The sequence below is a fragment of the Rickettsia endosymbiont of Hedychridium roseum genome (assembly GCF_964028255.1).
Classification (GTDB): domain Bacteria; phylum Pseudomonadota; class Alphaproteobacteria; order Rickettsiales; family Rickettsiaceae; genus Rickettsia; species Rickettsia asembonensis.
In genome coordinates this window covers 979,006-1,003,813 of the sequence record NZ_OZ034753.1, presented here as the reverse complement: position 1 = coordinate 1,003,813, position 24,808 = coordinate 979,006, and the positions used below count along the sequence as shown (strand labels likewise).

Below are 24,808 nucleotides of genomic sequence, written 5' to 3'. Positions count from 1 at the left end.
TGTATTTATACTTTTTTTCTGGATTCCCGCCTACGCGGGAATGACATCGAGTGGGTTTTACAAGTCATACAACAATGCCGTAATTTCCGTAGCTCAGACGGTAACATTTTTTTAACATAATAACCATGCCCCATAATCTAAAACAATTATTTGAGCAACATAACGTAAAAGGTTTGTCGATTAATTCTAAAACCGTTAAGGAGAATGATGTCTTTTTTGCGATTAAGGGACAAAATGCCGATGGAAATGATTTTATTAAGGATGCTTTAAACAAAAGTACAGTATTAGTAATTACAGACAATAAAAAAAATACTATTATAGATGATAAAGTAATTTACGTAGAAGATGTACAGGCAGCTTTATATGAAGCCATAGAAATATTCTATCCTAAAAAACCAAAGAATCTAATAGCCGTAACCGGTACTAACGGTAAAAGCTCGGTAGTGTCCTATATAGCTCAAACATATTCATTACTTGGAAAAAAAGCCGCATCTATAGGTACTATAGGGGTAGAAATATTTGGCTGCGATAATCTTATAAATGATGTGCCGGAATTAACCACGCTTGATTATTTAAGCTTTAGAAAAATTGCTCATAATTTAGCTGAAAACAATATAGAATATTTAGCTTTTGAAGCTTCTAGTCATGGTCTTAATCAAGCAAGACTTGGGGAAATAAAAGTAAATATCGCATGTTTTACTAGCTTTAGTCAGGATCATCTAGATTATCACCATACAAAAGAAAATTATTTATTAGCCAAACTGAAATTATTTACCGAGCATTTATTACAAGGCGGTCTTGCAATATTAAATTCCGATATAGAAGAAATAGAGTTTATTAAAGATTATCTGCGTAACCATAATATTAAATTTTTCACTGTTGGAAAAAAAGGTGATGTACAAATAACTAAAATTAATGGTTCTTTAAAAGGACAAAATATTAATTTTGCATTTAATAATAGACCTCTTCGGAAACTCGCTTATGGTAGGGAATTTGAAGGAGACACGGAACACAGCACCGCAGCGTATATAGACATACGTGAGGATGCGAGTACCGGATCGACGTACAAATTATCAGCAGAAGTAGAGTTTCCGAAGAGGTCTAATAGAGAATATAATTTTAATACCCCGATAATCGGTAGTTTTCAGGCTAGCAATTTGTTAATTGCTGCTCTTAGCGTGCATTATACCGGTTTTGCTTTCGATGAGATTATAGATTCTTTAGTAGAAGTTAAACCGGTAAAAGGCAGAATGGAGCGAATAGGCAACACTAATATTTTTGTTGATTATTCCCATACTCCGGATGCTCTTGAAAAAGCTTTAACGGAACTGAAAAATGTTAAATTACGTGATAGTAAGCTAAACGTAGTTTTTGGTTGTGGCGGTAATCGTGATAAGACAAAAAGAAGTCTTATGGGGCAGATAGCCGCAAGACTTGCCGATACCGTCATAATTACCGATGACAACCCACGCAATGAAGACCCAAAATTGATCAGAGCTGAAATCATAAGCGGTATAGAGAAAGCGGATTATACGGAAATAGCAAATAGAGAAGAAGCTATTAAATACGGGATAAATAATTTAAAACAAGATGATATTTTATTAATTGCCGGTAAAGGTCATGAAAATTACCAAATTATAGGCGATAAGAAATTACCTTTTGATGATGCTGAAATTGTGAAGTATGTCATTCCCGCGAAAGCAGGAATCCAGCGTAAAGCGAGATAAATCGAGCTTTTAGTTTTAAAAATTTACTGTGTATGCCCCTTCTTATTACTGGATTCCTGCTTTCGCGGGAATGACATAAACAAGCCATACAACAACACATAAATAACAAAAACATATGATTTGGAACTCTAAAACTTTAAGTGCTGCTCTCGGTATAACAATCTCTAATTCTATCAATTGTAATGAGGTGCAATTCAACTCCAAAGACGTTAAAAAAGGTGACTTATTTATAGCACTTCAAGGTAATAGAGACGGTCACGATTACGCTTTAGATGCAATAGATAAAGGAGCGGCAGCCATAATTGTTAGTAAGAAAGTAGAGATAAATGATAAAGATAAAATTATCCTAGTTGATGATTGTTTTGAAGCTCTACAAAAAATGGCTTTATATAAACGAGAGAATTCAAAAGCTAAATTTATAGCTATAACCGGCAGCGTTGGCAAAACCTCCACTAAAGAAGCATTGAAAATATTATTGCAACATGATTCCCTAGTTTTTGCTAGCAGAGGTAATTTCAATAACAAACTCGGTATGCTTATTAATCTTGCATCAATGGCTGATGATACGGAATATACCATTTTTGAGCTTGGCATGAACCATAAAGGCGAAATAAGAGAGCTGGTTCAAATATTAAAGCCGAATATTGCTATGATTACTAATATTTCGGAGGCTCATTTAGAATTTTTTAACTCGCTTGAAGAGATAGCTGAAGCTAAATGTGAGATTTTTGAAAATTTTAGCAAAAATGATATTGCCGTTATTAATGCAAATACTAATTGTTATAGCAAAATATTATCGATATTAAAAAACCTTTCTATTGATAGGGTATATAACTTCGGCATATCGCATAATACACCTGCACAATTAGTTTTATATGAGAGCCTAGGAGAGCAAGTCCACTTAAAGTATAAGATAAATAATAAGTCCTTAGAGATAACTGTACCGTTCATTCCTAGGCATTTTGCCGAAAATTATACCGGTGTACTTTTAATTATCGATATATTAGGTAAAGATATAGAGATAGCTGCAAATCACTTAGCGGATATTGCTCCTACTAAAGGAAGAGGGGAGATTATCAATATACAAAATTGTCGTGTAATTTGTGATTACTATAACGCAAGTCCCCAGTCAATGAAAGCTGCATTAGAATATTTAAAACAAGTACCTGCCGAGAATAAAACCGCTATAATAGGTGATATGCTAGAACTGGGGGAAAGCTCTAAACCGCTACATGAAGAACTAGTACCTTATATACTAGATGCCGGGTGTTCTAAAGTCTATTTAGTAGGAGTAAATACTAAATATATTTATGATTTACTACCTCCCAAAATAGCTAAAAAATACTTTGAAAATGTTGATGAATTAATTACGCATATCACGGATTTATTTGAAATTAATGAGCTTATCTTAATAAAAGGTTCAAGAGGCGTAAAACTTGATAAGATTGTTGATTATTATAAATAAATACACTAGGATATTTTTAATGTTGCCTCAATGTCATTCCTGCGAAAGCAGGAATCCAGTAAAACTATAAAAAACTTATTTTTTATAGTTTATTTTATTAATAGTATAAATAAGATTATTTTCTGGATTCCCGCTTTCGCGGGAATGACATAGGAGTGCAGTAGCAACATCAAAATATACTTTTTAATTTAAATCTACAAATGTTATATAATCTTTTACTTCCTCACATTCATAATTCACATATAGCTAATTTATTTCACTATATTACTTTCCGTAGCGGTCTTGCTATTATTATAACTCTAAGCCTTAGCTTTATCACGGGTCCGATATTAATAAAATTTCTGCGATCTCTTCAAAAAAACGGTCAGCCTATACGCTCAGACGGACCTGAATCGCATCAAACAAAAGCAGGTACTCCGACAATGGGAGGCATTATGATTATTTTGTCTAGTTGTCTTTCTACTTTATTACTTGCTGATTTAACTAATAAATATATTTGGATTACGTTATTTGGTTTTATTAGCTTCGGTATTATAGGATTTATGGATGATTATGCTAAGGTAACCAAAAATAACCATTACGGGATAAGGGGAAAAAGTAAGCTTTTACTGCAAGGAATTATCAGTTTAATCATATGTGTTTTACTAGAATATACCGATAAAAATCCAAGTCATTTACTTAACGTACCGTTTTTTAAAAATTTAAGTTTGGATCTTGGTTATTTTTATATAGTTTTTGCTATATTTGTTATAGTCGGCTCTTCTAATGCCGTGAATCTAACGGATGGGCTTGATGGTCTTGCTACCGTTCCTATTGCTTTTACTGCCGGTTCTTTTGCTTTAATAAGTTATTTAGTAGGAAATCTAATTTACTCAAATTACTTGCAACTAACCTATATACCGAATACCGGAGAGTTAACGGCATTATGTGCGGGATTAGTCGGTAGCTGTCTTGGATTTTTGTGGTTTAATGCACAACCAGCAGAAGTTTTTATGGGCGATACCGGTAGTCTAAGTCTTGGCGGTGTACTTGGCATTATTAGTGTCATTACTAAGCATGAAATAGTTTTAGCTATTGTCGGCGGCTTGTTTGTTATTGAAACTGCATCCGTAATTTTACAGGTATATTATTTCAAAGCTACTAAAGGAAAAAGAATATTTAAAATGGCACCGCTCCATCATCATTTTGAAAAACACGGTTGGGCAGAATCAAAAGTCGTAATAAGATTTTGGATTATTTCAGTTATATTTGCTCTTATAGGCTTATCATCCTTAAAATTACGTTAACTATACTCGTTTATCTACTTTTCATTTATTGAGAATATATTAACATAAATTAACTTTCCCTTTGCTTTTGTACAAGAAATTTACTATAATGCCGACATTAATTTATAGTAGGTGTATGGCGTGGCTAAAGAAATAGATATAAATAAATTATTAGCACAAGAAAATAATGCTTTAAATACTATATTAAGCCAAGTAAATGAATTATGCGAACAAAATAAGAAGTTGCAAGGTTTAATCGAAATACAAAATGAAACTAAAGAACTAGAAAAAGAACATATATAGATCGTTGCCTTGGTTTAAAAGACTTGTAAAAACAGTTTCTAATGTAAAGTATATTTTTGTAAAAAGTGAAGAACAGTTAACAAATGAAGCAATAAAGTATAATAACAAAATATTAAAAGATATTGATAATAAGATATATAATATAGCGGAAAAATCTGCACCTTTAAAGCAAGAATTACAAGAAGAAATCGAAAAAAATTTTAAGGATTTAACAAAGAAAGATTTATCTAAAGAACAAAGAGAAAGATTATCGGAAGTATATTTTAGTTATAAGAGTAAACCTGAAAGATTCTCAGCTCTAAATATGACAAATCCTTTACAATTCATTAAGGCTGAAGAACTAGAGAAACAATATAATTCTTTAAATGCTACAAAACAAAACATCCAAAATTTAATATCTGAGAATTCTAATATCAGAGAACTTAAGGAAATACAAAAACGGATTGCTGAAATTAGGGAAGAAATACCTTATACATTTTTGAAAAATTAAATAATATTTGGCAAAATGTTAAAAATGTTTTTGTAAATAATAGTGAGCAGGTTTTAGCAAAAAACAAAGAAAGTAATACTAGAACAATTAGAAAGTATTGATGAACAATTATATAAAACGTAAATTTGAGGGATTAATTGAAAATAAGGAAAGAAATATTAATGATATAATTGCAAAGTTGCCTGACAATGAGGAGTTACAAAAGATAGTAAGTAACCTTACAAATCACATGGCTTCAAAAAAAGAACCAATATTAGCAAATTCGTCCCTAGCTAAACCTTTGGAAAATAATGTAACACCACCGCCTCCTTTATCACAAAATAATATTCCATCACCACCGCCACCACCCCCTTTGCCGGAAAATAACATTCCGCCACCACCGCCTATGCCTACTATGGCTCCGGCTCAGACTGAGATATTATCTAAGCCTGTAGGAGTTACTACGGTTAAAAAACCAGAAAATCAACCACGTCCTTCTATAGATACTTCTGATTTAATGAGAGAAATAGCAGGACCAAAAAATCTAAGAAAAGTTGAGTTTGATCCTAATACAGGAAAACCGGTTGCACATTCGCATAGTAAGCCTGCTCAGAATGTTAACAAACCTAATGGAGTTGCATCAATTTTAGCACGAAGAGTTGCTATGGAGATGAGTGATAGTAGTAGCAGTAGCGGCAGTGAAAGCGATAGTGGTAACTGGAGTGATGCTAGTGTTAATAGCAATAAATCAAAGGCCCTAAAAACTAGAGGAGAACGAGATGCTAAAACGACTACGTATGCTCAAAAAATTCTAAGTAATAGGAGTTCACAAAAACCATCATTTGTTAGAAGTTAATCTTTAAGTATGCTTTGTTGTGTGGATACCTAAGCCGTCATTGCGAGGAGCCGTAGACGTTGTTGCATGGCTCAAAAAACCGGCTCTATGTCATTCCCGCGTAGGCGGGAATCCACCGTTGTCATACCGCGACTTGATCGCGGTATCCAAAAATACAACTTAAAAATACTAAATTTTAGTATTTTTAACTGGACCCCGTGGTCAAGCCACGGGGTGACAGTCATTTTCTGGATTCCCGCTGTTGCTGGAATGACATAAATGAGCCATGCAACAACGCCGGAGTCGTAGGCGACGTGGCAATCCAGAAAATAATTAAAAAAATTTTGTAAATAAGAATTTTTTTTCTTCCTTGCTTCGTCAATTGCTATACAATTTCCTCGCAATGACGATTTGGGTTCTATCCTTTAAACTTCCTAGTTATTTCAACTATTCTTTTACCGAATAAATTAGCGGTTTTTAGATCCCCTTGTGTAGGAGTAATATCAGGGGAGGATTTGTGGTTAGATTGAGTCATAAGTCCTGACCAGCTACCGAGGCGATTAATTTTATCGGGGTCAGGCATCTCATGATCGGCAAAATTCGGTGAGCTTTCCGCTTGCCCGACCCAAATCATACAATGCTGCATTGCAAAATGAAATAATTGTTGAATGCTGCATAATTTATCACCTGAATAAGAAGCAGAATTAGTAAAGCATACAGCTATTTTATCTTTCCATTTTTGCTGTGTCCATCTAGTTGAGGTAGCCTCCATAAATATTTTAAATGACCCGGCTAAACTACCCATATAGGTTGGGGCTCCAAAAATGATAGCATCCGCATTATCTAATAAATCCCAATCGATATTATCAGGTTTGTCTTTATTTATTTGTATAATAGAAACATTTGCTCCTGCTTCTTTTACGCTCTTGTGTAGTTCTTCAGCTTGCAGTATGACCATATCCACTATAATATACAATAGCTACTTTAACCATTTTATTCTCCATATAAATATTACAATTCGTTTTGCTTTAATGATGTGGTCCACAGGTTTTCGATGTCGTTCCCACGAGATGTTGTTCCATGGTTCTTATGTCATTCCCGTGCAGGCGGGAATCCATCATAAAGCGAGATTAAATCGAGCTTTTAACAAGCTTTAAAGTACTGGATTCCCGCTTTTAGCTAGGAATGACATCGTATGCGTTTTTCAATCCATGCAGGAAACACCTCTCCTATAAGCCTACAATAAACTCGGCTTCAGTTTTAGACTTTATTTCCTCAATAGTAATATCGTCAGCCTTTCTAACTAATATCATTTCATCTTTATCAATATCAAAAATTCCAAGATCGGTAATTATTCTGTTAACTACTTTTTTACCTGTTAACGGAAAGCTGCATTCTTTTAATAATTTAGCACCGCCGTCTTTGGCATTATGTTCCATTATAATAACTACTCTTTTGGTGTTAGCGACTAAATCCATAGCTCCTCCCATACCTTTAACCATTTTACCTGGAATAGTCCAGTTGGCAAGATCGCCTTTTTGTGAGACTTGCATAGCACCTAAAATAGTTAAATCGACATGCGAACCTCTAATCATCCCAAATGAAAAGCTACTATCGAAATAGCTGCTTTCAGGAATAGCAGTAATAGTTTGCTTACCGGCATTGATTAAATCGGGATCTTCCTCTCCTGCGTAAGGAAACGGTCCCATACCGAGCATACCGTTCTCGCTTTGAAATATTACATTCACTCCTTTAGGTATATAATTTGCTACATGCGTAGGCATACCTATACCAAGATTAACATATAATCCGTCTTTAAGTTCCTCTGCGGTTATTTGATAAATTTCTTCTTTGCTCCAAGCCATATCTTATTTTTCCCTGACAGTTAATTGCTCAATACGTTTTTCATATTTTTCACCTACTATTAATCGCTGTATGAAAATATTAGGTGTGTGAATATTGTTAGGGTCAAGTTCTCCCACCTCAACTATTTCCTCTACTTCACAAACTGTAACTTTAGCGGCACCTGCCATTACTGCATTAAAATTTCGTGCAGTTTTATTGTAAATCACGTTGCCGCTTTTATCAGCTTTAAAGCCTTTAATAATAGCAAGATCGGCTTGCAACGCTGTTTCCATGATATATTTTTCGCCGTTAAACTCCTTTGTTTCTTTACCTTCTTCGACTATTGTACCTATACCTGTTTTAGTATAAAAAGCCGGAATTCCCATGCAAGCAGCTCTAATTCGTTCAGCTAAAGTTCCTTGTGGGTTTAATTCAAGCTCAAGTACTTTATCAAGATATTGTTGCTCAAAAATCTTATTTTCTCCGACATACGAAGAAATCATTTTTTTTATTTGTTTAGTTTGAAGAAGAAGCCCAAGTCCGAAATTATCAACACCACAATTATTGCTTATAATCGTTAAATTTTGAACATTGCTTTTAAGAAGTGCATTTATTAAATTTTCAGGAATACCGCATAGACCGAATCCGCCTGACATTATAGTCATGCCGTCATAAAGAAGTCCTTCAAGAGCAGCTTCAGCCGAAGGATAGATTTTATTCATAAATTTAAAATTATTTAATATCTATTATTTAAGAAATTAGGAGGATTTTCAAAAGAAGTCAAGGATATAGACACGCTTAGTATATTAGAAAAATACTTTACAAATTTAAAATAGTATATATTATAGCTACTTATGATTAATAAAAATTAATGATACTATGAAATTAAATAAACTAAATTTAACTATTGCTGCTTGTCTTTTATATTAATCATCAGTATTAGCAACTGCATCAAATATTGATGACGATATAACAATTCAAGAAAATTCTAAAAAAATTTATAGCTATGTAATTACTTATGATAAAGATATGTCCTCAAGAGCAAGTAGTGATGCTGCTATGTCATTGATTGAAGGTTATCGTCAATTAGATGATACTATGTTTGCCGATTCAGATAATATAGCTATGAAAATCTTAAGTTATATTACAAGATTTACTGCTACGTCTTGGATTATGGTAGGTAATCATGAGATAGGCGGTTATGGAGCAAGAGAGTTTGACTTAAAAGTAACAAAATATGAAGTAGATCCTTTGAGGGTACAACATATTTTAAAACTAAAGATTTTAATTCTTTGCAAGTTCATAAGCAAATTGCTATAGATACAGGTGGGATTCAAGCAAGCTATTTGTTATCTGAAAATATTAAAGATAGATATATGACAAGTAACAAAATTAATCCTACTTACGGTATAGGTTATTTATGGACAAGACTAGATCAAGCAAGTTATATTTTTAGTACTAAGTTTGACGGTAAAGATAAAGACGGTAATGATATAAATGCATATGTAAAAGCGATTAACTCCATATACGGTAAAAATTATATTACTAAAAATAAAATTCGTTCATATGCTTATTTAGATTTATTTGATCCGTTTTTAGTTTATTCAGGTTATTCATTTGTAATGAATACTAACTTAAATGATATTCCTATGATTGAATTAGGACCGGTTAAATATTTACCTGCGACTAGAGCGATACTTGCTCCATACGGTTTGGAGCGTGGTTTAGTTAACCATTTTGTTGTTGATAATAAATATATTCAAGTTAATATTAATTACGGCAAAAATCAGAAATTTAAGTCTTACGGTGTTGGAGTTAAAGCTAATAACCTAGTCAAATTTGATTTTGTCGGTTTAGGTTTAGAAGCGGCATTTTGGAATCAGCCTAAAATGTTAACCGCTACTCCTTTAAAAGAGAGCTGTAAGCAAGGCGGACTTAGGGCAGTTAATTTTGAGCTTAGCTTAAATGAAACATTTAAGATAGTGGGCTCAGGCGGTTACAAAACAGCGGGATTTATCGAAGGTATGCCTTTAAAATCTTCAGCTATAGTTAGAGCAGGACTAAAATTAGATTTATAAGCATTGCAAAAAACGTCATTGCGAAGCGTTGCCTGCGTGGACCGAAAAATCCGTTCGGTGTCACCCCGTGGCTTGACCACGGGGTCCAGTTAAAATACTAAAATTATTAGTATTTTTTATTGTTTTTTGGATACCGCGGTCAAGCCGCGGTATGACAACGAACAACATGTTTATTCCGGATGATTTCCTAAATCCCCTATAAAATCCCCCATAACATCTGTTTCGTTCTTTTCTTCAAGCGAAACTATATTATCCGGGTGAGTAAGGTTAAAATTCTTAAAAAATTCACTCTTGTATAATTTTTCATCTCTTTGACATATCAAATCTTTAATTTCTCCCCCTTTCTCCATAGCTATATTAAATGCTTCTTGATCTAAATTAACGTAGCGTAAAAGATTAGTTACTATTTCTATATTTCCTGTTTTTATCCCTTCATAAAGGTATTTATTGTCATCTTGAATGTTATTACTTGTTAAACGGAATAATAATGATAATAAAGTGCCGGCCTCTGTTATTTCTTGAGATTGGATACAATCTGTTAAAGCTTTGTCTATAATAGAGGAGTGCGATTGTTCTGAGGGTAAACATATCTTAGTAAGAAAAGCTAGGGAGATGATAGGATCAAGTTTAGCGATTTTTGTAAGGTTTTTTTCATCTAATATTATGGAGTTCGGCTGTATACCGAACATATCGATAAAATTAATCATTTCAAACATTAATTTTTTAAAATCTTCTACATTATCTTCATCCATTGCTGTTTGGAATTTACTTCCTAATTCGTTAGCTTCATTCTGCATGAATACAGTAGATGAATTTCCTTGTTGATTAGTTAACATATTAACCTCTATTTAATTTTTTTTATAAAATAGCAAACAAATATAATCATGTAAACTAAAAATTCTTATTAATTTTCTTAGCAAAATAATTTAGAATATCTTGATTTATCAGAAGTGTATATGCTAACTATTCTAGAAAAATTCTTATTTGCTCCTGTAAAAATGTTCATCAATATACGTGAAGATACCGTATCGGCTCTTAAGAGGCTCGGTATTAATAATATTCGTGATTTATTATTTTATCTACCTGTTTCATATCAAAATAAAATATTATCGCCTAATTTAACTGAGGTTAGGGACGGTGAAATAATCCAAACGGAAATTATAATTGAGAGCATTAATTTACCAAAGAAAAGTAATCAGCCTTTAAAAATTACAGCTAGCAATGATACCGGTTCTTTGTTATTAGTGTTTTTTCATAAGCCCCCTCCATTCATCTTCAATAAATTAAAAGTTGGAACAAAGCATATTATTAGCGGTAAAGTACAATTTTTTGATCATCACTTACAAATTTCGCATCCTGAATTTATTACGAATCCTAAACTCGTAAAAGAAATAGAGCCGATTTATTCCCTGACATATTTACTGAGTAACAAGCAGCTATATTCATATATCATAAAAGCAATAGAGATATTTGAAGAGAAGTGTAAGAGTATAGAAGATAAAGAGGTAAAGGATTATTTGGATGTTATATTGCAGAATTTGAAAATGTTGCATGTAAGTGAAGCTGTCATACCGTGGCTTGACCACGGTATCCAGGAAAAAATTAAAAAAGACTGGATCCCGCGATCAAGTCGCGGGATGACAACCCCAAGCAATACAATAAAGCCACGGGATGACACCGGTGCTGCCAAAAAACAACTAGCAGCCAAGGAACTTATCGCTAATCAAATATCTCTTTTTAATGTACGTACGCAAATAGCAGGTAAACAAGGTAATATTTACCCTAAAGCTGTAGCTATACAAGCAAATATATTAAATGAGTTAGGGTTTGAGCTAACTTCTTATCAAAAGCAGGTTATAGAAGAAATAGAGCTTGATCAAAGCGATAAAGTAGAAATGATGAGATTACTGCAAGGCGATGTTGGCTCCGGTAAAACTTTGGTAGCTTTGTTGACGATGGTAAATACGGTAGAAGCAGGGTTTCAAGCAACGCTTATGGCTCCAACCGATTTGCTTGCCAATCAGCATTATGAGTTTTTTGTTAAAGCTTTTAAAAATACTAATATAAGAGTCGGATTACTTACAGGTAAAATACTGGGGGCAGCTCGTAAAAATATTATGATACAACTTGAAAACGGTGAGATTGATATATTAGTCGGTACTCATGCGTTATTTCAAGAGAAAGTAAGTTTTAAGAAGCTAGGTTATATAGTGATTGATGAGCAGCATAGATTTGGAGTGCAGCAGCGTTTGAATCTAATAAATAAAGGAGTAAATCCTGATGTATTAGTCATGACTGCAACACCGATTCCAAGAAGTTTAGCACTTACTATGTTTGGTGATATGACTATCTCAAAGCTAACGGGTAAGCCGAAGAATCGTTTGCCTATCGCTACGAACACCATGTCAGTTAATAAGATAGAACATATTATCGAAGCGATAAATAAGAAGCTTATAGCAGGTGAGCGGGTATATTGGATATGTCCATTGATAGAGCAGGGAAAACCCCTTGATGTCATACCGCGGTCAAGCCAGCGTTGTCGCATGGTTCACTCCCACCATTGTCATCCCGCGACTCGATCGCGGGATCCAGTTAAAAATACTAACATTATCAGTAGTTCTAGTTATTTTTTGGATCCTGTGGACAAGCCACGGGATGACACCGAACGGGTCTCTCGAACCATGCAACAATGTCAGTCAAGCTACGGGATGACAATGGAGGAGGAAGAGGATGGTTTATTAATGGATGTGATGAATCGTTTTAACTCTATCGAAAATATATATCAAGGTTATACCGGTATTATTCACGGTAAGATGAAGAACGAGCAGAAAGACCAAATAATGAAGCAGTTTAAGGAAGGTGAAATTAAGATATTAGTTGCAACAACCGTCATTGAAGTCGGAATAGACGTACCTGAAGCAACTTTAATTGTTATCGAAAACGCTGAGCAGTTTGGTCTCGCTCAACTTCATCAGCTTAGAGGTAGAGTAGGGCGAGGCTCTTTGCAGTCATATTGTATATTGCTCTATAATCCTAAAAGGCTTGGAAAAGTTGCACGAGGTAGGTTTGAGATAATAAAACAAACTAATGATGGATTTTATATCGCTGAACAGGATTTAAAACTTCGAGGTAGCGGTGAGATTTTAGGAGTAAAACAAAGCGGTGAAATGGAGTTTTTCTTTGCTGATTTGGCGGAAGATTATGATCTATTACTTAAAGCTCATAAATTTGCGGAAATAGGTTCAAAAGGTAATTTAAATTTTGTTAACTTTCAGATAAAGCTCTTCGCCAAATCGCAAGTAAGTGAGTTGGTTTAGGTTTAGTGATTTTCGTCATTGCGAGAAGAATTACGTAGTAATCAAGGCGAAGCAATCTTAGGAGGTTTGACAAGATTGCCACGTCGTGACTATGTCCCTCCTCGCAAGGCATTGTTGCGTAGACCGTTAAAACCTACTGTGTCACCCCGTGGCTTGACAGAGGTAAAACTGATCCACGCAATAAGACCTCCTCGCAATGACGGGGTGGTATCCACGCAATAATGCTTTGCGAGGAGCAAAGCGACGTGGCAATCTAGTTTTAATTTCCTGAGATTGCTACACTCCTTTTAGTCGCTTGCAATGACGATTTTTATTCACTCAATAATGCTTTCGTAGGATTTAATTACTTTCTAGTATTCCTCCTGTCATATGAGTAGCATCATCATAATATGAAAGATTATAAGGTGGAGGAGAATCTAAATCTAAAGTATTTGAATCTATTTTGTTAGCAGAGGCTTGAATTACTATTTTATTAAGATCATGAAGCTCTGCTATTTTATGATAAAGAATTTTTGAAATTTTTTTATTGTCTGCTACTGCAGCAATCTCATAAATTGTATGACCGCTATTATTAGGTATTAAAGGAAATAATTTAAAATCAGTTTCTACTTTTGCCTTGCTAAAATAATTTTTTAGTAGAGGAGTATTTTGTGATTGAAGTATATTCATTAAAACTGAATTTCCTTCGGCGTCCTTATAATTAAGATTAAGTTGACCTGATGAAAGATTGTTTAATATTCATATAGCTTACATATTAAAAATTTTTAATATGTAAATAAGCCTTAGTGATATACATATAATGGATTTAAATGTCAATTAATTAGTTTATTGGTGCTGTCTCACTAAGTGTGTAAATTTCTAGGATAGGTTATATTAACAATAATATAATTTATCAGGAATAACATGAGTAACAGTAACCAAGAGAAGATAAAACAAGCAGTAGATTTGCTAATAGATAAAGATACTGATTTAACGAGTTTTTTTGCCAAAGACGGGATATTAAAGCAGTTAACTAAAAATATATTTGAAAGAGCCTTAAAAGCTGAGATGGATGAGCATCTTGTCTATAACAAATATGGCAGGATAGAGACTGACAATAGTAGAAATGGTGTATGCAAAAAAAGCCTAATTACTGAAGGTGGAGTATTGGAACTTGAAGTACCACGTGATAGAAATGCTGAATTTTCTCCTGTACTAGTGCCAAAGCGTCAGACTAGGATTGATGGATTAGATCAGAAGATATTATCCTTATATGCTAAAGGGATGAGCCTCTCTGACATTAAGATTCAGATTCATGAGCTATATGGTGCAGAGAACAGTGAAAGCCTTATTAGTCGGGTTACCGATAATGTTATGGATGAGGTCAGGAGTTGGCAGAATAGGCCTCTGGAAGCCATATATGCTATAGTATATTTTGATGCACTTATAGTTAAAGTACGTCAAGATAAGAGAATTATCAATAAGGCAGTATATGTAGCTTTAGGTGTAGATTTAACCGGAAGGAAAGATATTTTAGGCTTGTGTATTAGCGAGAATGAGGGAGCTAAATTTTGGTTAAATAATTTTACTGAAATGAAAGACAGGGGATTAAAAGATATCTTAATTGCTTGTAGCGATAATCTAACGGGCATGAGTGAGGCGATATCTGCAGTATATCCACAAACTGAGCATCAGCTGTGCATTGTACATCAAATCAGAAATAGTTTGTCATATGTAAGCTATAAAGATCGTAAAGAACTTGCAGCAGATTTGAAGCTAGTATACAGCTCTATCACTGAGGATGAAGCACTTACTGCCTTATCTGATTTTGATATGAAATGGGGCAAACAGTACCCACATATTGCAAAATCATGGCAAAATAATTGGCAGAATTTGATAATTTTTTTACAATACCCAGAAGTGATTAGGCGTATCATTTATACAACCAATGCAATCGAAGGTTTAAATAGTCAATTACGCAAGGTTACTAATAACAAAAGGGGTTTTCCTAACGACGACTCTGTATTTAAGACTTTGTACTTGACAATTGACTATATTACGCGAAAATGGAATATGCCTATCCAAAATTGGGGAGAGGCCATGGCTCACTTTTTGATAAAATTTGAGGGGCGAATTTAATGCCTATTTTAGAATTTACACACTTATATATCCAGAGCCTTTTTATTTTTGATATTTATAATATTCGGTTAAAATTTATTTACTGATACCCTATTATCCAATTAGTCCTGTGTGATTTCAGCAAGTCTAGTAAACAGAGCATCAATCATATCCCAGCCTTTTTTTTGAATAGTGAGTAAAGAAGAATCATTAATATTTATTTGTTTTAATAAATCTATTCCCATTTGTTCATGTTCGGGATCAAGATGCATATGTGTTTTGAAATGTTTTGCTGACTTATGATTTAAAAATATTGATCCTAGTTTTTCATAGAATATAGTAGCACAAGACTCTATTACTAAATGGACAAGAACAGCTCGCTCACTATCTCCAAGAGTCATCATTTTTAGTGTAAACCAAGAACCTAAGGCCTCAAAAATAGAATCTGTAGCTTCTTCATTATTTTCTAGATTTTGGGATAATTCTATATTATGTCCAAATTCATCGGTAAGATGCTCCCATGCAAGTTGTTTAAATTCTTTTGTTTCAGAAAACACTACTCTTGCTAATACCATTTTTTGAAATGCGTCTGACCAAATCCGAAAATGTTTAAGAAATTTATTTTTTCGTAGGGTACTATCTAAGTTAATTTCAAATAGTTTGTTTTTTCTGAATTGCTCTTTATATTGTTCATTATCCGAAATTAGACGCTCTATCAAATCCATATAAGTAATATCAATATTATCTAAATCATATTAATCTAAGACCACTGTCACTAATTATTAATATTTACTTACCAATTTTTAAAACCATATGTGTATTTATAGATGAATATAAATTGTAAGATTATAATTTGTATGCAGTAAATATATAAAACATTTCGGCGTATCCATTTTAAATTTATTGGTATTTTTTGTGAATAATCTTTTAGTATCATTAATGTATAGGTAATCATTAAGAAGATGAGATCTAAAATTAATTCAGTATTTGAAAAATTAAACTCATTAAAGGAAATTGCAAGAGTAAAAAGAGTTGAATGCACGAAAGAAGCAAAAATTGCTATAAAGCAGCAAAGTTTTAGATTTGTCTGCTCATGTTTTGAAATAAATCCAAGTATCATTATAGCAATTACAAGAGTCCCGTAATCAATCAAAGCCCAGCTAATATACCATAATATTACCATTATAATTACATGACAATAACCGCTATAGAGAAAGCGAGTTAAAGAATTACGAAAATAATAAATATACCATTGCCCTAAATAGATAGAGATTAGAATATTTGTAGTAAGAAACTGTTTAAATAGTACAGTAGTATATATTTGTAATAAAACACCGAATATTATTATATGGGTTTTTGGCTTATCATGAAAATTATAACCGGCAAAAAAGCAAAATACCGGCATAGCTGTACGACCTATGATCCGCATAATAGTTAATTCAGGATATAGATATAAACCAACATGATCAATGATCATAGCTATAATAGCTAAGGTTTTTAGCAAATCCTGATAATTTGATTGGTGCTTATTTCTTGTTATTATCATAATTGATCACTTTTAATAAATATGCCGTGCCGAAAAATGCTCCCATTCCAACTGCAATTGTACCGCCTAGCATGCAAACTTTAATCAATAAATATTCCGAATAAAAATATTCTAAATAATAATGTTTTATTAAAGCAATTGTAATAGACATTAATATACAGCATAACAAAATTTTACCACAGAAAAGCTTTATACCTGCTTCTATATGGAGCTTATTTTGTTTTGTAGTATAGCTATATAATAAACCTAGATTATACCAAGCTGCAATAGATGTACCAACTGCAATACCAATATGTTTCAACGAATCCATTAATAATAGATTCATACCGGTATTAATTATTATTGAAAATAAGGTTATTTTGAGCGGTGTTTTAGTATCTCCGTTAGCATAAAAAATAGGAGTTAAAATTTTTGCCAAAATAAAAGCAGGAAGTCCGAGTGCAAATGCAGAAATAGCCTCGGCTGTATTTGTAGTATCTTGAGGCGTGAATACTCCTCTTTCATAAATTATATTAATAATCGGATGAGATAGAATTATAATACCGAATGTTGCAGGCAATGATAATAATAGCCCCATTCTAATAGCGTTATTCTGTATTTTTTTTGCAGCTACTATATCATTTGATTTATAGATTTTTGACAGCTCAGGTAGCAATATAGTAGAGAAGCTAGTACCTATTATTGATAGAGGAAATTGATATATCCGGTCGGCATAAGATAATATAGAAATAGCACCTTCAATAAAGCTAGCAATAGATTGAGATATGAAAAGATTTAATTGCTGTACGCCGGAGCTAATGGTTGCCGGTCCCATATTAATCAAAAGCTTTTTTACATCGGGATCGCTTGGGTTAAAAATTATCGGAAAGTTTAAATCCGCTCTTTTCACACAGACAAACATAAAAGAAACTTGTAATATTCCGGCAATTATTAAAGATAAGCTAATCGAGATAGTAGACTCTATATAATTATCAAATGTTAAAGTAAAAATTATTACGCATACACTTAAAATAACCGGTGAAAAAGCAAAGGCTGCAAATTTCTTTACAGAGTTTAATATTCCGCCAAGTAGAGCCGTTAATGAAACAAATATTAAATAAGGTATTGTAATTCGGCATAAAAATACCGTAAGCTCAAATTTTTCTTTTTTACCGTGAAATCCAGGAGCAATAAACAGCATTAATTGTGGCATGAAGATTTGCATTAATGCTATTATTACTATTAATGTCAGAAGTAGAAGGGTAAAAACCTCGCCTGAAAAATTATTAGCGCCTTTCTTAGAAATAAGCATTTTTTCATTATAAATAGGAATGAATACGCTTGATAATGCTCCTTCTGCAAAAATTCTTCTAAATAGATTCGGTAGTTTAAAAGCAACATTAATGCTATCACCCATAGGGGTAGAGCCGAATAATGATGCAATAAATTGTTCACGCACAAGCCCGAATATGCGAGAAATTAATGTGAAAAAAGCTACTACGACCCCTGAACGAAATAATCGACTTCCTGCATAACTTGCTTCTAAAGGTAATTTGTGCGTCAATCCGGTACTCGCATCCTCACGTACTAAAGTGTACGCTGCGGTTCTGCGTTCCGTGTTTCCTTCAAATTCCTCTTTATTAGCTACGTTATGTAAGAAGTCGGTCACTGTTTATTTTTTATCTTAAATTTTCCTGATGTCATTCCCGCGGAGGCGGGAATCCAGTAAAACATATAAAAATTTGTTTTTATAGGTTTGTTTTGTTAATTAATGTGTAATTATTGAGATCGGGATTAAGGCTACTTTTTCTGGATTCCCGCCTCCGCGGGAATGACATCGAAAGAGCCATAGCAACGCCTCTAAATCCTGTTACAGCCCCCTATCTATTCCTTCATTGATTAAAGTATCCGCTTTTGCTTTATTTTCCCATCCGGTAACTTTAACCCATTTACCTTTTTCTAAATCTTTATAATGCTCAAAGAAATGTACGATACGTTTCTTTAGCATTTCACATAAATCATCTAATTCTTTAATATGATCGAAAGTAATATCGAGTTTAGAAGTCGGTACTGAGATTATTTTTTCATCAAGCCCTGATTCGTCTTCCATCATCAATACGCCGACTGCTCGGCATTTTATAACCGACCCAGGCACTACCGGATGATGAGCTACGACAAGTACGTCTACCGGATCACCGTCATTTGAAAGAGTATGAGGAATAAAGCCGTAATTACAAGGATAGCTCATGGTAGTTTGCATAAAGCGATCAACAAAAACCGCTCCTGATTCTTTGTCAAATTCGTATTTGATTGGACCGCTATTCATCGGAATTTCGATAATTACGTTTATTTCGTCATTATTTGCTTTTGCTTTGATTTTATCTATAAACATGTTTTTTATTTTGTTTTTGTCATGCCGTGGCTTGACCACGGCATCCAGTTAAAAATATTGAAACAACCTGTATGTTAAGTTGTTTTTATGGATACCGTGGTCAAGCCACGGTATGACACCGAGTGTTTTAACTCGGAGGTCTGTAATTCTCATCATGCTTTGCAAGTAATTGTCTTGCTATAAATTTTCCGTCCGATAATTGTCCGATAGCAATAATTCCTTGTCCTTCACGAAATAGAGCAGGGAGTACACCTTGATATAATATTTCTAAATCCTTAATATTATCGGTAATAACAAAACTTATCTTATCAGCAGCAATTTTATTTATTGAGTCTATTTTAACAAGCCCGCCGACTCTTAACTCTTTGCCTTGTTCTATTTCATTAATTTTTGATGGCGGCAAAAAAAATACTATATTTTTCTCTAAATTGTAAAGTATTATACTAATTCCAAGAGCTGCAGAGCAGAAACAAATAATTATTGTTATTAATCTATTTCTTACTCTCTTTTGCATTTTTCAATAATTTGTAATTTAAGAAGCTTAAGCCTAGTAATATTGCTAAAACTAAAAAAGTAAATAAATATGCAGTTAATATATAGTTACTCATTAATTGCCTTTCAAAAACTCCATAATTTCCTTAGATGAAGAATCTAAATAGAAATGTTTCAGATATTTTCCGTTTGCATCGATTAAATAGGTAAAAGATGAATGATCAAGCATATAGTTCTGGTCCTCATCATCACCATTTACACGAGCATAGAAAACTTTAAATTTATCGGTTACATCTTTTATTTGCTGCTCGTTACCGGTAAGACCTATAAATTTCGGATGAAAATGTTTTAGATATTCTTTAAGTACTATAGGAGTATCACGTTTTGGGTCAATAGTGATAAAAACAGGTAGAATATCTATTTTGTGTTTATTTAAAATTTCTACAATCTCCGTCATTTTATTTAGAGAGGTTGGGCATATATCAGGACAACTAGTAAATCCAAAATAAATGAGGCTTAAATTGCCTTTCAATTCATCACTATTAAATATCTCTCCATTTTGGTCTATTAGTTCAAAATCACCGCCGATTTTTACGTTATCTTCATAGATATTAACCTGACCGGCAAGCGGTTTTTCAGGCGTTCTTAAAGATAACAACAAATATAATGCTCCTACTCCTATTAATAAGCTAATTATGATAATTATTTTTATAACATTTGACTGCATTTTCATAAGATATTACCCATTTCTTCGTTATCATTCTGTAGCTTGAGGAAAATTGCCAAAATCGTCATTGCGAGAAGCATAGGTGACGTGAATCAATTCCACCACTGTCATCCCGTGGTCAAGCCGGCGTTGTTGCATGGATACCGAGTCGTCATTGCGAGAAGAATTACACAGTAATTCGACGAAGCAAGGAAGAAAAAAAATTCTGTATATCAGAATTTTTTTTAATTACTTTTCTGGATTGCCGCGTCGCCTACGGCTCCTCGCAATGACGACCTTCAGTATCCACGCTGGCAATGCCACGCGGGGATGACATAAAAAGACATAAAACAAAGTCTACTCTTACACCAGACCTAATTTTTTAGGTTTAAAATATTTTACCCAAATATCTATTAACAATTTAGTAATGATAATCGCCGAAAACATTGAAGATATAATCCCGATCGTTAATGCAACGGCAAAACCTTTTATTGCTCCGACTCCGAATATATAAAGTAAAAAAGCAACGATTAAAGTAGTTAGGTTAGAATCAAGGATAGTAGCAAACGCAGATTCAAAACCGGTTCTAATAGCATAAAGATTAGAAACTCCTTTATGCAGCTCCTCTTTAATTCTTTCGTAAATCAATACATTAGCATCAACAGCCATACCCATAGTTAGTATTATTCCTGCAATTCCCGGGAGAGTTAAAGTAGCTTGGAAAAGTGAAAGTAAAGCTAGAATATATAACAATGCAAGGCTTAGAGCTATATTGGCAAATAAACCAAGTACACCGTAAGACCAAACCATAAATATACAAACTGCTATAAACCCTATAAGTCCTGCCTTTTTGCCCGACTCTATAGAATCAGCACCTAAATTTGGACCTATACTTCTCTCTTCAATAATTTTAAGTGGGGCAGGGAGAGAACCGGCTCGCAATAATAGTGCAAGCTCATTTGCCGACTCAACGGTAAAATTTCCTGTTATTATACCGCTTCCGCCCATAATCGCTCCGTTTATCGTTGGAGCACTTAGTAATTTATTATCTAAAACTATAGCAAGGCGTTTACCGGTATTATTTTTGGTTATTTCACCAAATATTTTACTACCTAAATTGTTGAAAGAAAAAGCAACTACCGCTTGTGAATTTTGGTCAAAAGAAGCTGAAGCGGTTGTAAGCTGATCCCCACCCAAAACAACTTTTTTCTTTATAACTACATAATACTCCCCATGACTTTCGCTACCTCCCTTAACTAGCATTGAACCTACCGGAACATGTCCTTTTACTGCTTCTTCAATATTGGCATTTTCATCAACTAAATGAAAAGTTAGCTTTGCAGTTTTCCCTAATATATTCTTCAGGTAAGAGGGATTTTCTTCGCCGGGAACTTGCAGTAATATATGCTTATCGCCTTGTTTCTGTAGTGTCGGCTCTTTAGTGCCGGTACTATCAACTCTCATGCGAACGATCTCAATAGATTGGTCTACTACCTTATTAAGTAAGTCATTTAATCTAGATTCGCTGTAGCTAAGCTTTATTTTATTTTCGTTTACTTCAGTGATAATTTCCGGATCAATTTTGTTAATTATTTTCTTTAACGGCTTTAATTCTTCAGGTGATCTTACTTCTAATTGAATGTTATTTTGTCTAACTAACAGATTTTTATAGCCGATTTTATCCTCACGAAAATTTTTGCGTAAAGTGTCGGCAAGGTTTTCCATTGAATCATTTAAGTAGGTGTCAAAATCAACATCGAGTAATAAATGGGCTCCTCCTCTAAGGTCAAGCCCTAGATTTACTGAATCATGAGGCAGAAACTTAGAATTTACCTGCATAAAATTAGGTAAGGCACAAATAACCGCAAAAACCGTACATATAATTGAAAGAAAAATTTTCCATTTAGGAAGATTTTGCACTGCTTACCTTTTTATCTTTTTTGTTATTTTCTTTTTTTACTGCTACTTCTTTTGTACGACTAGTTATATCAACAATAGCACTTTTTAAAGCTTTAATACGTACGTCTTTAGCTATTTCGATTTCAATATCATTGTCATTTTCACTTACTTTAGTCACAATACCGTAAATGCCGCTATTTGTTAGAACTTCTTCTCCTTTTTTAACTTCACTTACTAATTTCTCTCTTTCTTTGCGTCGTTTTTCTTGCGGACGTAATAATAAGAAGTAAAATACGGCAAAAATTAAAACCATCGGTATTAAGCTTGTTAATCCCGATTGTAAAGAATTTGTTTCTACAGGCACTACCTCAGTTTCCTGTATCTCTATAGTGTCGTTATTATTTGCCTGATTATCTTGCGTATTTGTTGACATATGTAATTTCCTAATTGTTGCAATAGTCTTCCTGTATAACCTCTTTCTAAAGGTATACGTCAATCCGGTACTCGCATCCTCGCGTACTTTTTTGTACGCTATGGTGTGCGTGCCGTGTTTCCTACAAATTTATCCTTATTAGCTACATTATGCAAGAAGTCTAATAAAATAAAAATAGCTAGCTAAACACTTTTATGCAAGGGTAAAAATAAATAAATGGTTTGGAAGATTGAATTTATGATAAACTTACTGATGTCATTTGTGAAAGGGCGTTGTTGTTTGGACTGATAAAATCTACTCTGTCACCCCGTGACTTGACCACGGGGTCCATAAAAACAATAAAAAATACTAATAATTTTAGCATTTTTAACTGGATCCCGTGGTCAAGCCACGGGATGACAGAGGTGAAATTGATCCACACAACAACGTCATGCGGGAATGACATAAAACGGAAAAAATCACTGGAGCGGGTGAAGGGATTCGAACCCTCGACTTCGACCTTGGCAAGGTAGCACTCTACCCCTGAGCTACACCCGCTTAAATATGAGGGCATCAGTAAATAAATTTTAACCGATAATTTAATTCTTTTTTGCTGCAAATTATAAGATTTTTTTGAAATATTGATAATATTCCTTCAAAAATCTTATGAATTTTCGCTAAAAAAGCTCTTTAATTACTAATTAAAATTTATTTACCGATACCCTCTAACAACGGCGTTTTAATGTAAAAAGTTTAAGGGGATCAAAATTAATTACATATAAAACGCCTTAGTGCTTTTTAATCTAAGCGAATCTGAATATAAGTAATTATAAGATAAATTGCAAGTATTAAATTAGAAATTTATTGGCATTGCTAAATAAAGATAGATTATTTAATAAATCAATACCATTGCAAGGAAATTACAAAGTAATTGACTAAGTAATCTAGTTAAAAACTCTGTAAACTAGCATTTTTTTTTATTATTTTCTTGGATTGATACGCTCCTTTCAGTCGCTCAGCTCATTACGACATTTATCTTTAGTTAGCAATGCTATAAAATCTAATTTTTTTAAATTGACTTTTATTTTTATATAAAACAAGATAGTTATTTATTAATTTTAACTAATTTGTAAAAAAGTATGTTAAGTTACGCAAAAGAGCAAAAGAGTTTAGCCCGTAATCAAAAAGAAGCAATAGGGCTACTATCGATAGGTACGTTTCTTGAATATTTTGATCTCATGCTTTATGTACTATGGCGGTACTACTTAACGAGCTATTTTTTCCTGAAGCCGATGCACGAGCTGCTTCTCTATATTCTGCCATTGCATATTGTTCAACATATGTATTTAGACCTATCGGTTCTTTAATATTCGGTTGGATAGGAGATACTATAGGTCGTAAGGCAACGGTCATTATTACAACTTTTTTAATGTAGATTTGTTGTCTTATAATGGCTAATTTAAAAACTTATGCCGAAATTGGTATTACGGCAACTTTTGTAGTAACTGCGTGTCGTATCGCTCAGGGGATGTCCTCTATGGGGGAGGTAGTAGGTGCCGAGCTTTATCTAACCGAAATGACAAAAATTCCTCAACGTTATTGGGTAGTGGCTTCGCTTGTTGTTTTTGTAACTTTAGGTACAACCTTAGCATTGGCGGTAGGAACACTTGTTACTTCTTTTGGACTTGATTGGCGTATTGCATTTTGGTTTGGAGCAGCTATTGCTATAGTTGGTGCTGTTGCAAGGACAAATCTTAGAGAGACTCCGGATTTCATTGATGCAAAAAGACGAATAAAGAAAACTGTAGCACAAGCGGGAATAGATAGTAATAGGCTAAAATCAAGCCCTATTTGGAGTGAAAAAATTAATAAACCAACAGCAATAGCTTTCTTTTTTATACATTGTGGAGCCCCGTTATGGTTTTATATAGTTTTATATTTATTGCGGTAATATGCTAAAAAACTCATTTAATTACAGTGC

Annotated in this window: 26 protein-coding genes, 1 tRNA gene and 3 pseudogenes; 12 read left to right on the top strand and 18 right to left on the bottom strand. The window is 33.5% G+C overall.

Annotation, left to right across the window (positions count from 1 at the left end; translation table 11 throughout):
• Positions 1 to 5: 5 nt before the first annotated feature.
• Entirely contained in the window at positions 6 to 134 is a 129-nt protein-coding gene (locus AC5587_RS05890) for a hypothetical protein (RefSeq protein WP_410527084.1), read from the bottom strand.
• On the opposite strand from AC5587_RS05890, the gene murE reads away from it, so the two are divergent.
• Positions 126 to 1,727 (top strand): UDP-N-acetylmuramyl-tripeptide synthetase, encoded by a 1,602-nt coding sequence (murE, locus tag AC5587_RS05885; protein ID WP_499162131.1) that lies wholly within the window; start codon positions 126 to 128, stop codon positions 1,725 to 1,727. The genes AC5587_RS05890 and murE overlap by 9 nt on opposite strands.
• Here murE and AC5587_RS05880 read toward each other — a convergent pair.
• Positions 1,687 to 1,842: a hypothetical protein gene (locus AC5587_RS05880; RefSeq protein WP_499162130.1), complete on the bottom strand. Its 156-nt coding sequence runs from the start codon at positions 1,840 to 1,842 to the stop codon at positions 1,687 to 1,689. The two genes, murE and AC5587_RS05880, sit on opposite strands and share 41 nt — an antisense overlap.
• On the opposite strand from AC5587_RS05880, the gene AC5587_RS05875 reads away from it, so the two are divergent.
• The 5 genes and pseudogenes from AC5587_RS05875 to AC5587_RS05855 all read left to right on the top strand — a co-directional run bounded on the left by AC5587_RS05875 (position 1,843) and on the right by AC5587_RS05855 (position 6,343).
• A complete protein-coding gene (locus AC5587_RS05875; protein ID WP_499162129.1) occupies positions 1,843 to 3,192 on the top strand; it encodes a UDP-N-acetylmuramoyl-tripeptide--D-alanyl-D-alanine ligase in 1,350 nt (449 codons plus the stop codon).
• A 30-nt stretch (positions 3,193 to 3,222) separates the two neighbouring features.
• Entirely contained in the window at positions 3,223 to 3,345 is a 123-nt protein-coding gene (locus AC5587_RS05870; protein WP_410527087.1) for a hypothetical protein, read from the top strand.
• A 47-nt stretch (positions 3,346 to 3,392) separates the two neighbouring features.
• A complete protein-coding gene (mraY, locus tag AC5587_RS05865; protein WP_499162128.1) occupies positions 3,393 to 4,478 on the top strand; it encodes a phospho-N-acetylmuramoyl-pentapeptide-transferase in 1,086 nt (361 codons plus the stop codon).
• Between the two features lie 120 nt (positions 4,479 to 4,598).
• Positions 4,599 to 6,085: pseudogene (rickA, locus tag AC5587_RS05860) on the top strand (Arp2/3 complex-activating protein RickA).
• Between the two features lie 66 nt (positions 6,086 to 6,151).
• Positions 6,152 to 6,343, top strand: coding sequence for a hypothetical protein (locus AC5587_RS05855; RefSeq protein ID WP_499163039.1), 192 nt, complete (start codon positions 6,152 to 6,154; stop codon positions 6,341 to 6,343).
• Between the two features lie 139 nt (positions 6,344 to 6,482).
• Here the strand turns inward: AC5587_RS05855 and AC5587_RS05850 are convergent, their stop codons facing one another.
• From AC5587_RS05850 to AC5587_RS05835, 4 genes and pseudogenes are all read right to left on the bottom strand, one after another.
• Complete coding sequence (locus AC5587_RS05850) at positions 6,483 to 6,698, bottom strand: transcriptional regulator (RefSeq protein WP_410527089.1); 216 nt, start codon at positions 6,696 to 6,698, stop codon at positions 6,483 to 6,485.
• 42 nt (positions 6,699 to 6,740) lie between these two features.
• Positions 6,741 to 6,869 (bottom strand): annotated as a pseudogene (locus AC5587_RS05845) (flavodoxin family protein); the annotation flags it as partial.
• 424 nt (positions 6,870 to 7,293) lie between these two features.
• Positions 7,294 to 7,929 carry a 3-oxoacid CoA-transferase subunit B gene (locus AC5587_RS05840; protein ID WP_499162127.1) on the bottom strand — a complete coding sequence of 212 codons (636 nt, stop codon included), beginning with the start codon at positions 7,927 to 7,929 and terminating at the stop codon, positions 7,294 to 7,296.
• 3 nt (positions 7,930 to 7,932) lie between these two features.
• A complete protein-coding gene (locus AC5587_RS05835) occupies positions 7,933 to 8,631 on the bottom strand; it encodes a CoA transferase subunit A (protein ID WP_202068743.1) in 699 nt (232 codons plus the stop codon).
• 307 nt (positions 8,632 to 8,938) lie between these two features.
• On the opposite strand from AC5587_RS05835, the gene AC5587_RS05830 reads away from it, so the two are divergent.
• Positions 8,939 to 9,229 carry a hypothetical protein gene (locus AC5587_RS05830; protein ID WP_499162126.1) on the top strand — a complete coding sequence of 97 codons (291 nt, stop codon included), beginning with the start codon at positions 8,939 to 8,941 and terminating at the stop codon, positions 9,227 to 9,229.
• A complete protein-coding gene (locus AC5587_RS05825; protein WP_499162125.1) occupies positions 9,202 to 9,987 on the top strand; it encodes a hypothetical protein in 786 nt (261 codons plus the stop codon). Before AC5587_RS05830 ends, AC5587_RS05825 begins: the two co-directional genes overlap by 28 nt.
• Positions 9,988 to 10,157: 170 nt before the next feature.
• Here the strand turns inward: AC5587_RS05825 and AC5587_RS05820 are convergent, their stop codons facing one another.
• Positions 10,158 to 10,823: a hypothetical protein gene (locus AC5587_RS05820; RefSeq protein WP_499162124.1), complete on the bottom strand. Its 666-nt coding sequence runs from the start codon at positions 10,821 to 10,823 to the stop codon at positions 10,158 to 10,160.
• 120 nt (positions 10,824 to 10,943) lie between these two features.
• Between AC5587_RS05820 and AC5587_RS05815 the strand changes: the two genes are divergently transcribed.
• Both AC5587_RS05815 and AC5587_RS05810 read left to right on the top strand, forming a co-directional pair.
• Complete coding sequence (locus tag AC5587_RS05815) at positions 10,944 to 13,304, top strand: DEAD/DEAH box helicase (protein WP_499162123.1); 2,361 nt, start codon at positions 10,944 to 10,946, stop codon at positions 13,302 to 13,304.
• A gap of 18 nt (positions 13,305 to 13,322) precedes the next feature.
• Positions 13,323 to 13,526 carry a hypothetical protein gene (locus AC5587_RS05810; protein WP_499162122.1) on the top strand — a complete coding sequence of 68 codons (204 nt, stop codon included), beginning with the start codon at positions 13,323 to 13,325 and terminating at the stop codon, positions 13,524 to 13,526.
• Between the two features lie 117 nt (positions 13,527 to 13,643).
• Here AC5587_RS05810 and AC5587_RS05805 read toward each other — a convergent pair whose 3' ends face one another.
• Positions 13,644 to 13,973: a hypothetical protein gene (locus tag AC5587_RS05805; protein ID WP_499162121.1), complete on the bottom strand. Its 330-nt coding sequence runs from the start codon at positions 13,971 to 13,973 to the stop codon at positions 13,644 to 13,646.
• 234 nt (positions 13,974 to 14,207) lie between these two features.
• Here AC5587_RS05805 and AC5587_RS05800 point away from each other — a divergent pair, with 234 nt between their 5' ends.
• Positions 14,208 to 15,422 carry an IS256 family transposase gene (locus tag AC5587_RS05800; RefSeq protein ID WP_499161854.1) on the top strand — a complete coding sequence of 405 codons (1,215 nt, stop codon included), beginning with the start codon at positions 14,208 to 14,210 and terminating at the stop codon, positions 15,420 to 15,422.
• Positions 15,423 to 15,523: 101 nt separating this feature from the next.
• Here the strand turns inward: AC5587_RS05800 and AC5587_RS05795 are convergent, their stop codons facing one another.
• The 10 genes from AC5587_RS05795 to AC5587_RS05750 form a co-directional block, all read right to left on the bottom strand.
• Positions 15,524 to 16,126, bottom strand: coding sequence for a hypothetical protein (locus AC5587_RS05795; protein ID WP_499162120.1), 603 nt, complete (start codon positions 16,124 to 16,126; stop codon positions 15,524 to 15,526).
• Between the two features lie 68 nt (positions 16,127 to 16,194).
• Positions 16,195 to 16,947 carry a TraX family protein gene (locus tag AC5587_RS05790; protein ID WP_499162119.1) on the bottom strand — a complete coding sequence of 251 codons (753 nt, stop codon included), beginning with the start codon at positions 16,945 to 16,947 and terminating at the stop codon, positions 16,195 to 16,197.
• Positions 16,928 to 18,490 carry a murein biosynthesis integral membrane protein MurJ gene (murJ, locus tag AC5587_RS05785; RefSeq protein WP_499163007.1) on the bottom strand — a complete coding sequence of 521 codons (1,563 nt, stop codon included), beginning with the start codon at positions 18,488 to 18,490 and terminating at the stop codon, positions 16,928 to 16,930. The genes AC5587_RS05790 and murJ overlap by 20 nt, the downstream gene beginning before the upstream one ends.
• A 306-nt stretch (positions 18,491 to 18,796) precedes the next feature.
• Complete coding sequence (gene ppa / locus AC5587_RS05780; protein WP_499162118.1) at positions 18,797 to 19,318, bottom strand: inorganic diphosphatase; 522 nt, start codon at positions 19,316 to 19,318, stop codon at positions 18,797 to 18,799.
• 127 nt (positions 19,319 to 19,445) lie between these two features.
• Positions 19,446 to 19,832, bottom strand: a complete 387-nt coding sequence (gene ccmE, locus AC5587_RS05775) for a cytochrome c maturation protein CcmE (protein WP_410527846.1) — start codon at positions 19,830 to 19,832, stop codon at positions 19,446 to 19,448.
• A 93-nt stretch (positions 19,833 to 19,925) separates the two neighbouring features.
• Positions 19,926 to 20,543: an SCO family protein gene (locus AC5587_RS05770; RefSeq protein WP_499162117.1), complete on the bottom strand. Its 618-nt coding sequence runs from the start codon at positions 20,541 to 20,543 to the stop codon at positions 19,926 to 19,928.
• 336 nt (positions 20,544 to 20,879) lie between these two features.
• The gene (gene secD, locus AC5587_RS05765; RefSeq protein ID WP_499162116.1) at positions 20,880 to 22,436 is read right to left on the bottom strand and encodes a protein translocase subunit SecD; all 1,557 of its coding nucleotides are present in this window, start codon (positions 22,434 to 22,436) and stop codon (positions 20,880 to 20,882) included.
• Positions 22,420 to 22,848, bottom strand: a complete 429-nt coding sequence (gene yajC, locus AC5587_RS05760) for a preprotein translocase subunit YajC (protein WP_499162115.1) — start codon at positions 22,846 to 22,848, stop codon at positions 22,420 to 22,422. The genes secD and yajC overlap by 17 nt, the downstream gene beginning before the upstream one ends.
• Positions 22,849 to 23,083: 235 nt before the next feature.
• The gene (locus AC5587_RS05755; protein WP_499162114.1) at positions 23,084 to 23,293 is read right to left on the bottom strand and encodes a hypothetical protein; all 210 of its coding nucleotides are present in this window, start codon (positions 23,291 to 23,293) and stop codon (positions 23,084 to 23,086) included.
• 17 nt (positions 23,294 to 23,310) lie between these two features.
• A tRNA-Gly gene (locus AC5587_RS05750) sits at positions 23,311 to 23,385 on the bottom strand.
• A gap of 694 nt (positions 23,386 to 24,079) precedes the next feature.
• Here AC5587_RS05750 and AC5587_RS05745 point away from each other — a divergent pair.
• Positions 24,080 to 24,778 (top strand): annotated as a pseudogene (locus AC5587_RS05745) (MFS transporter).
• Positions 24,779 to 24,808 lie beyond the last annotated feature (30 nt).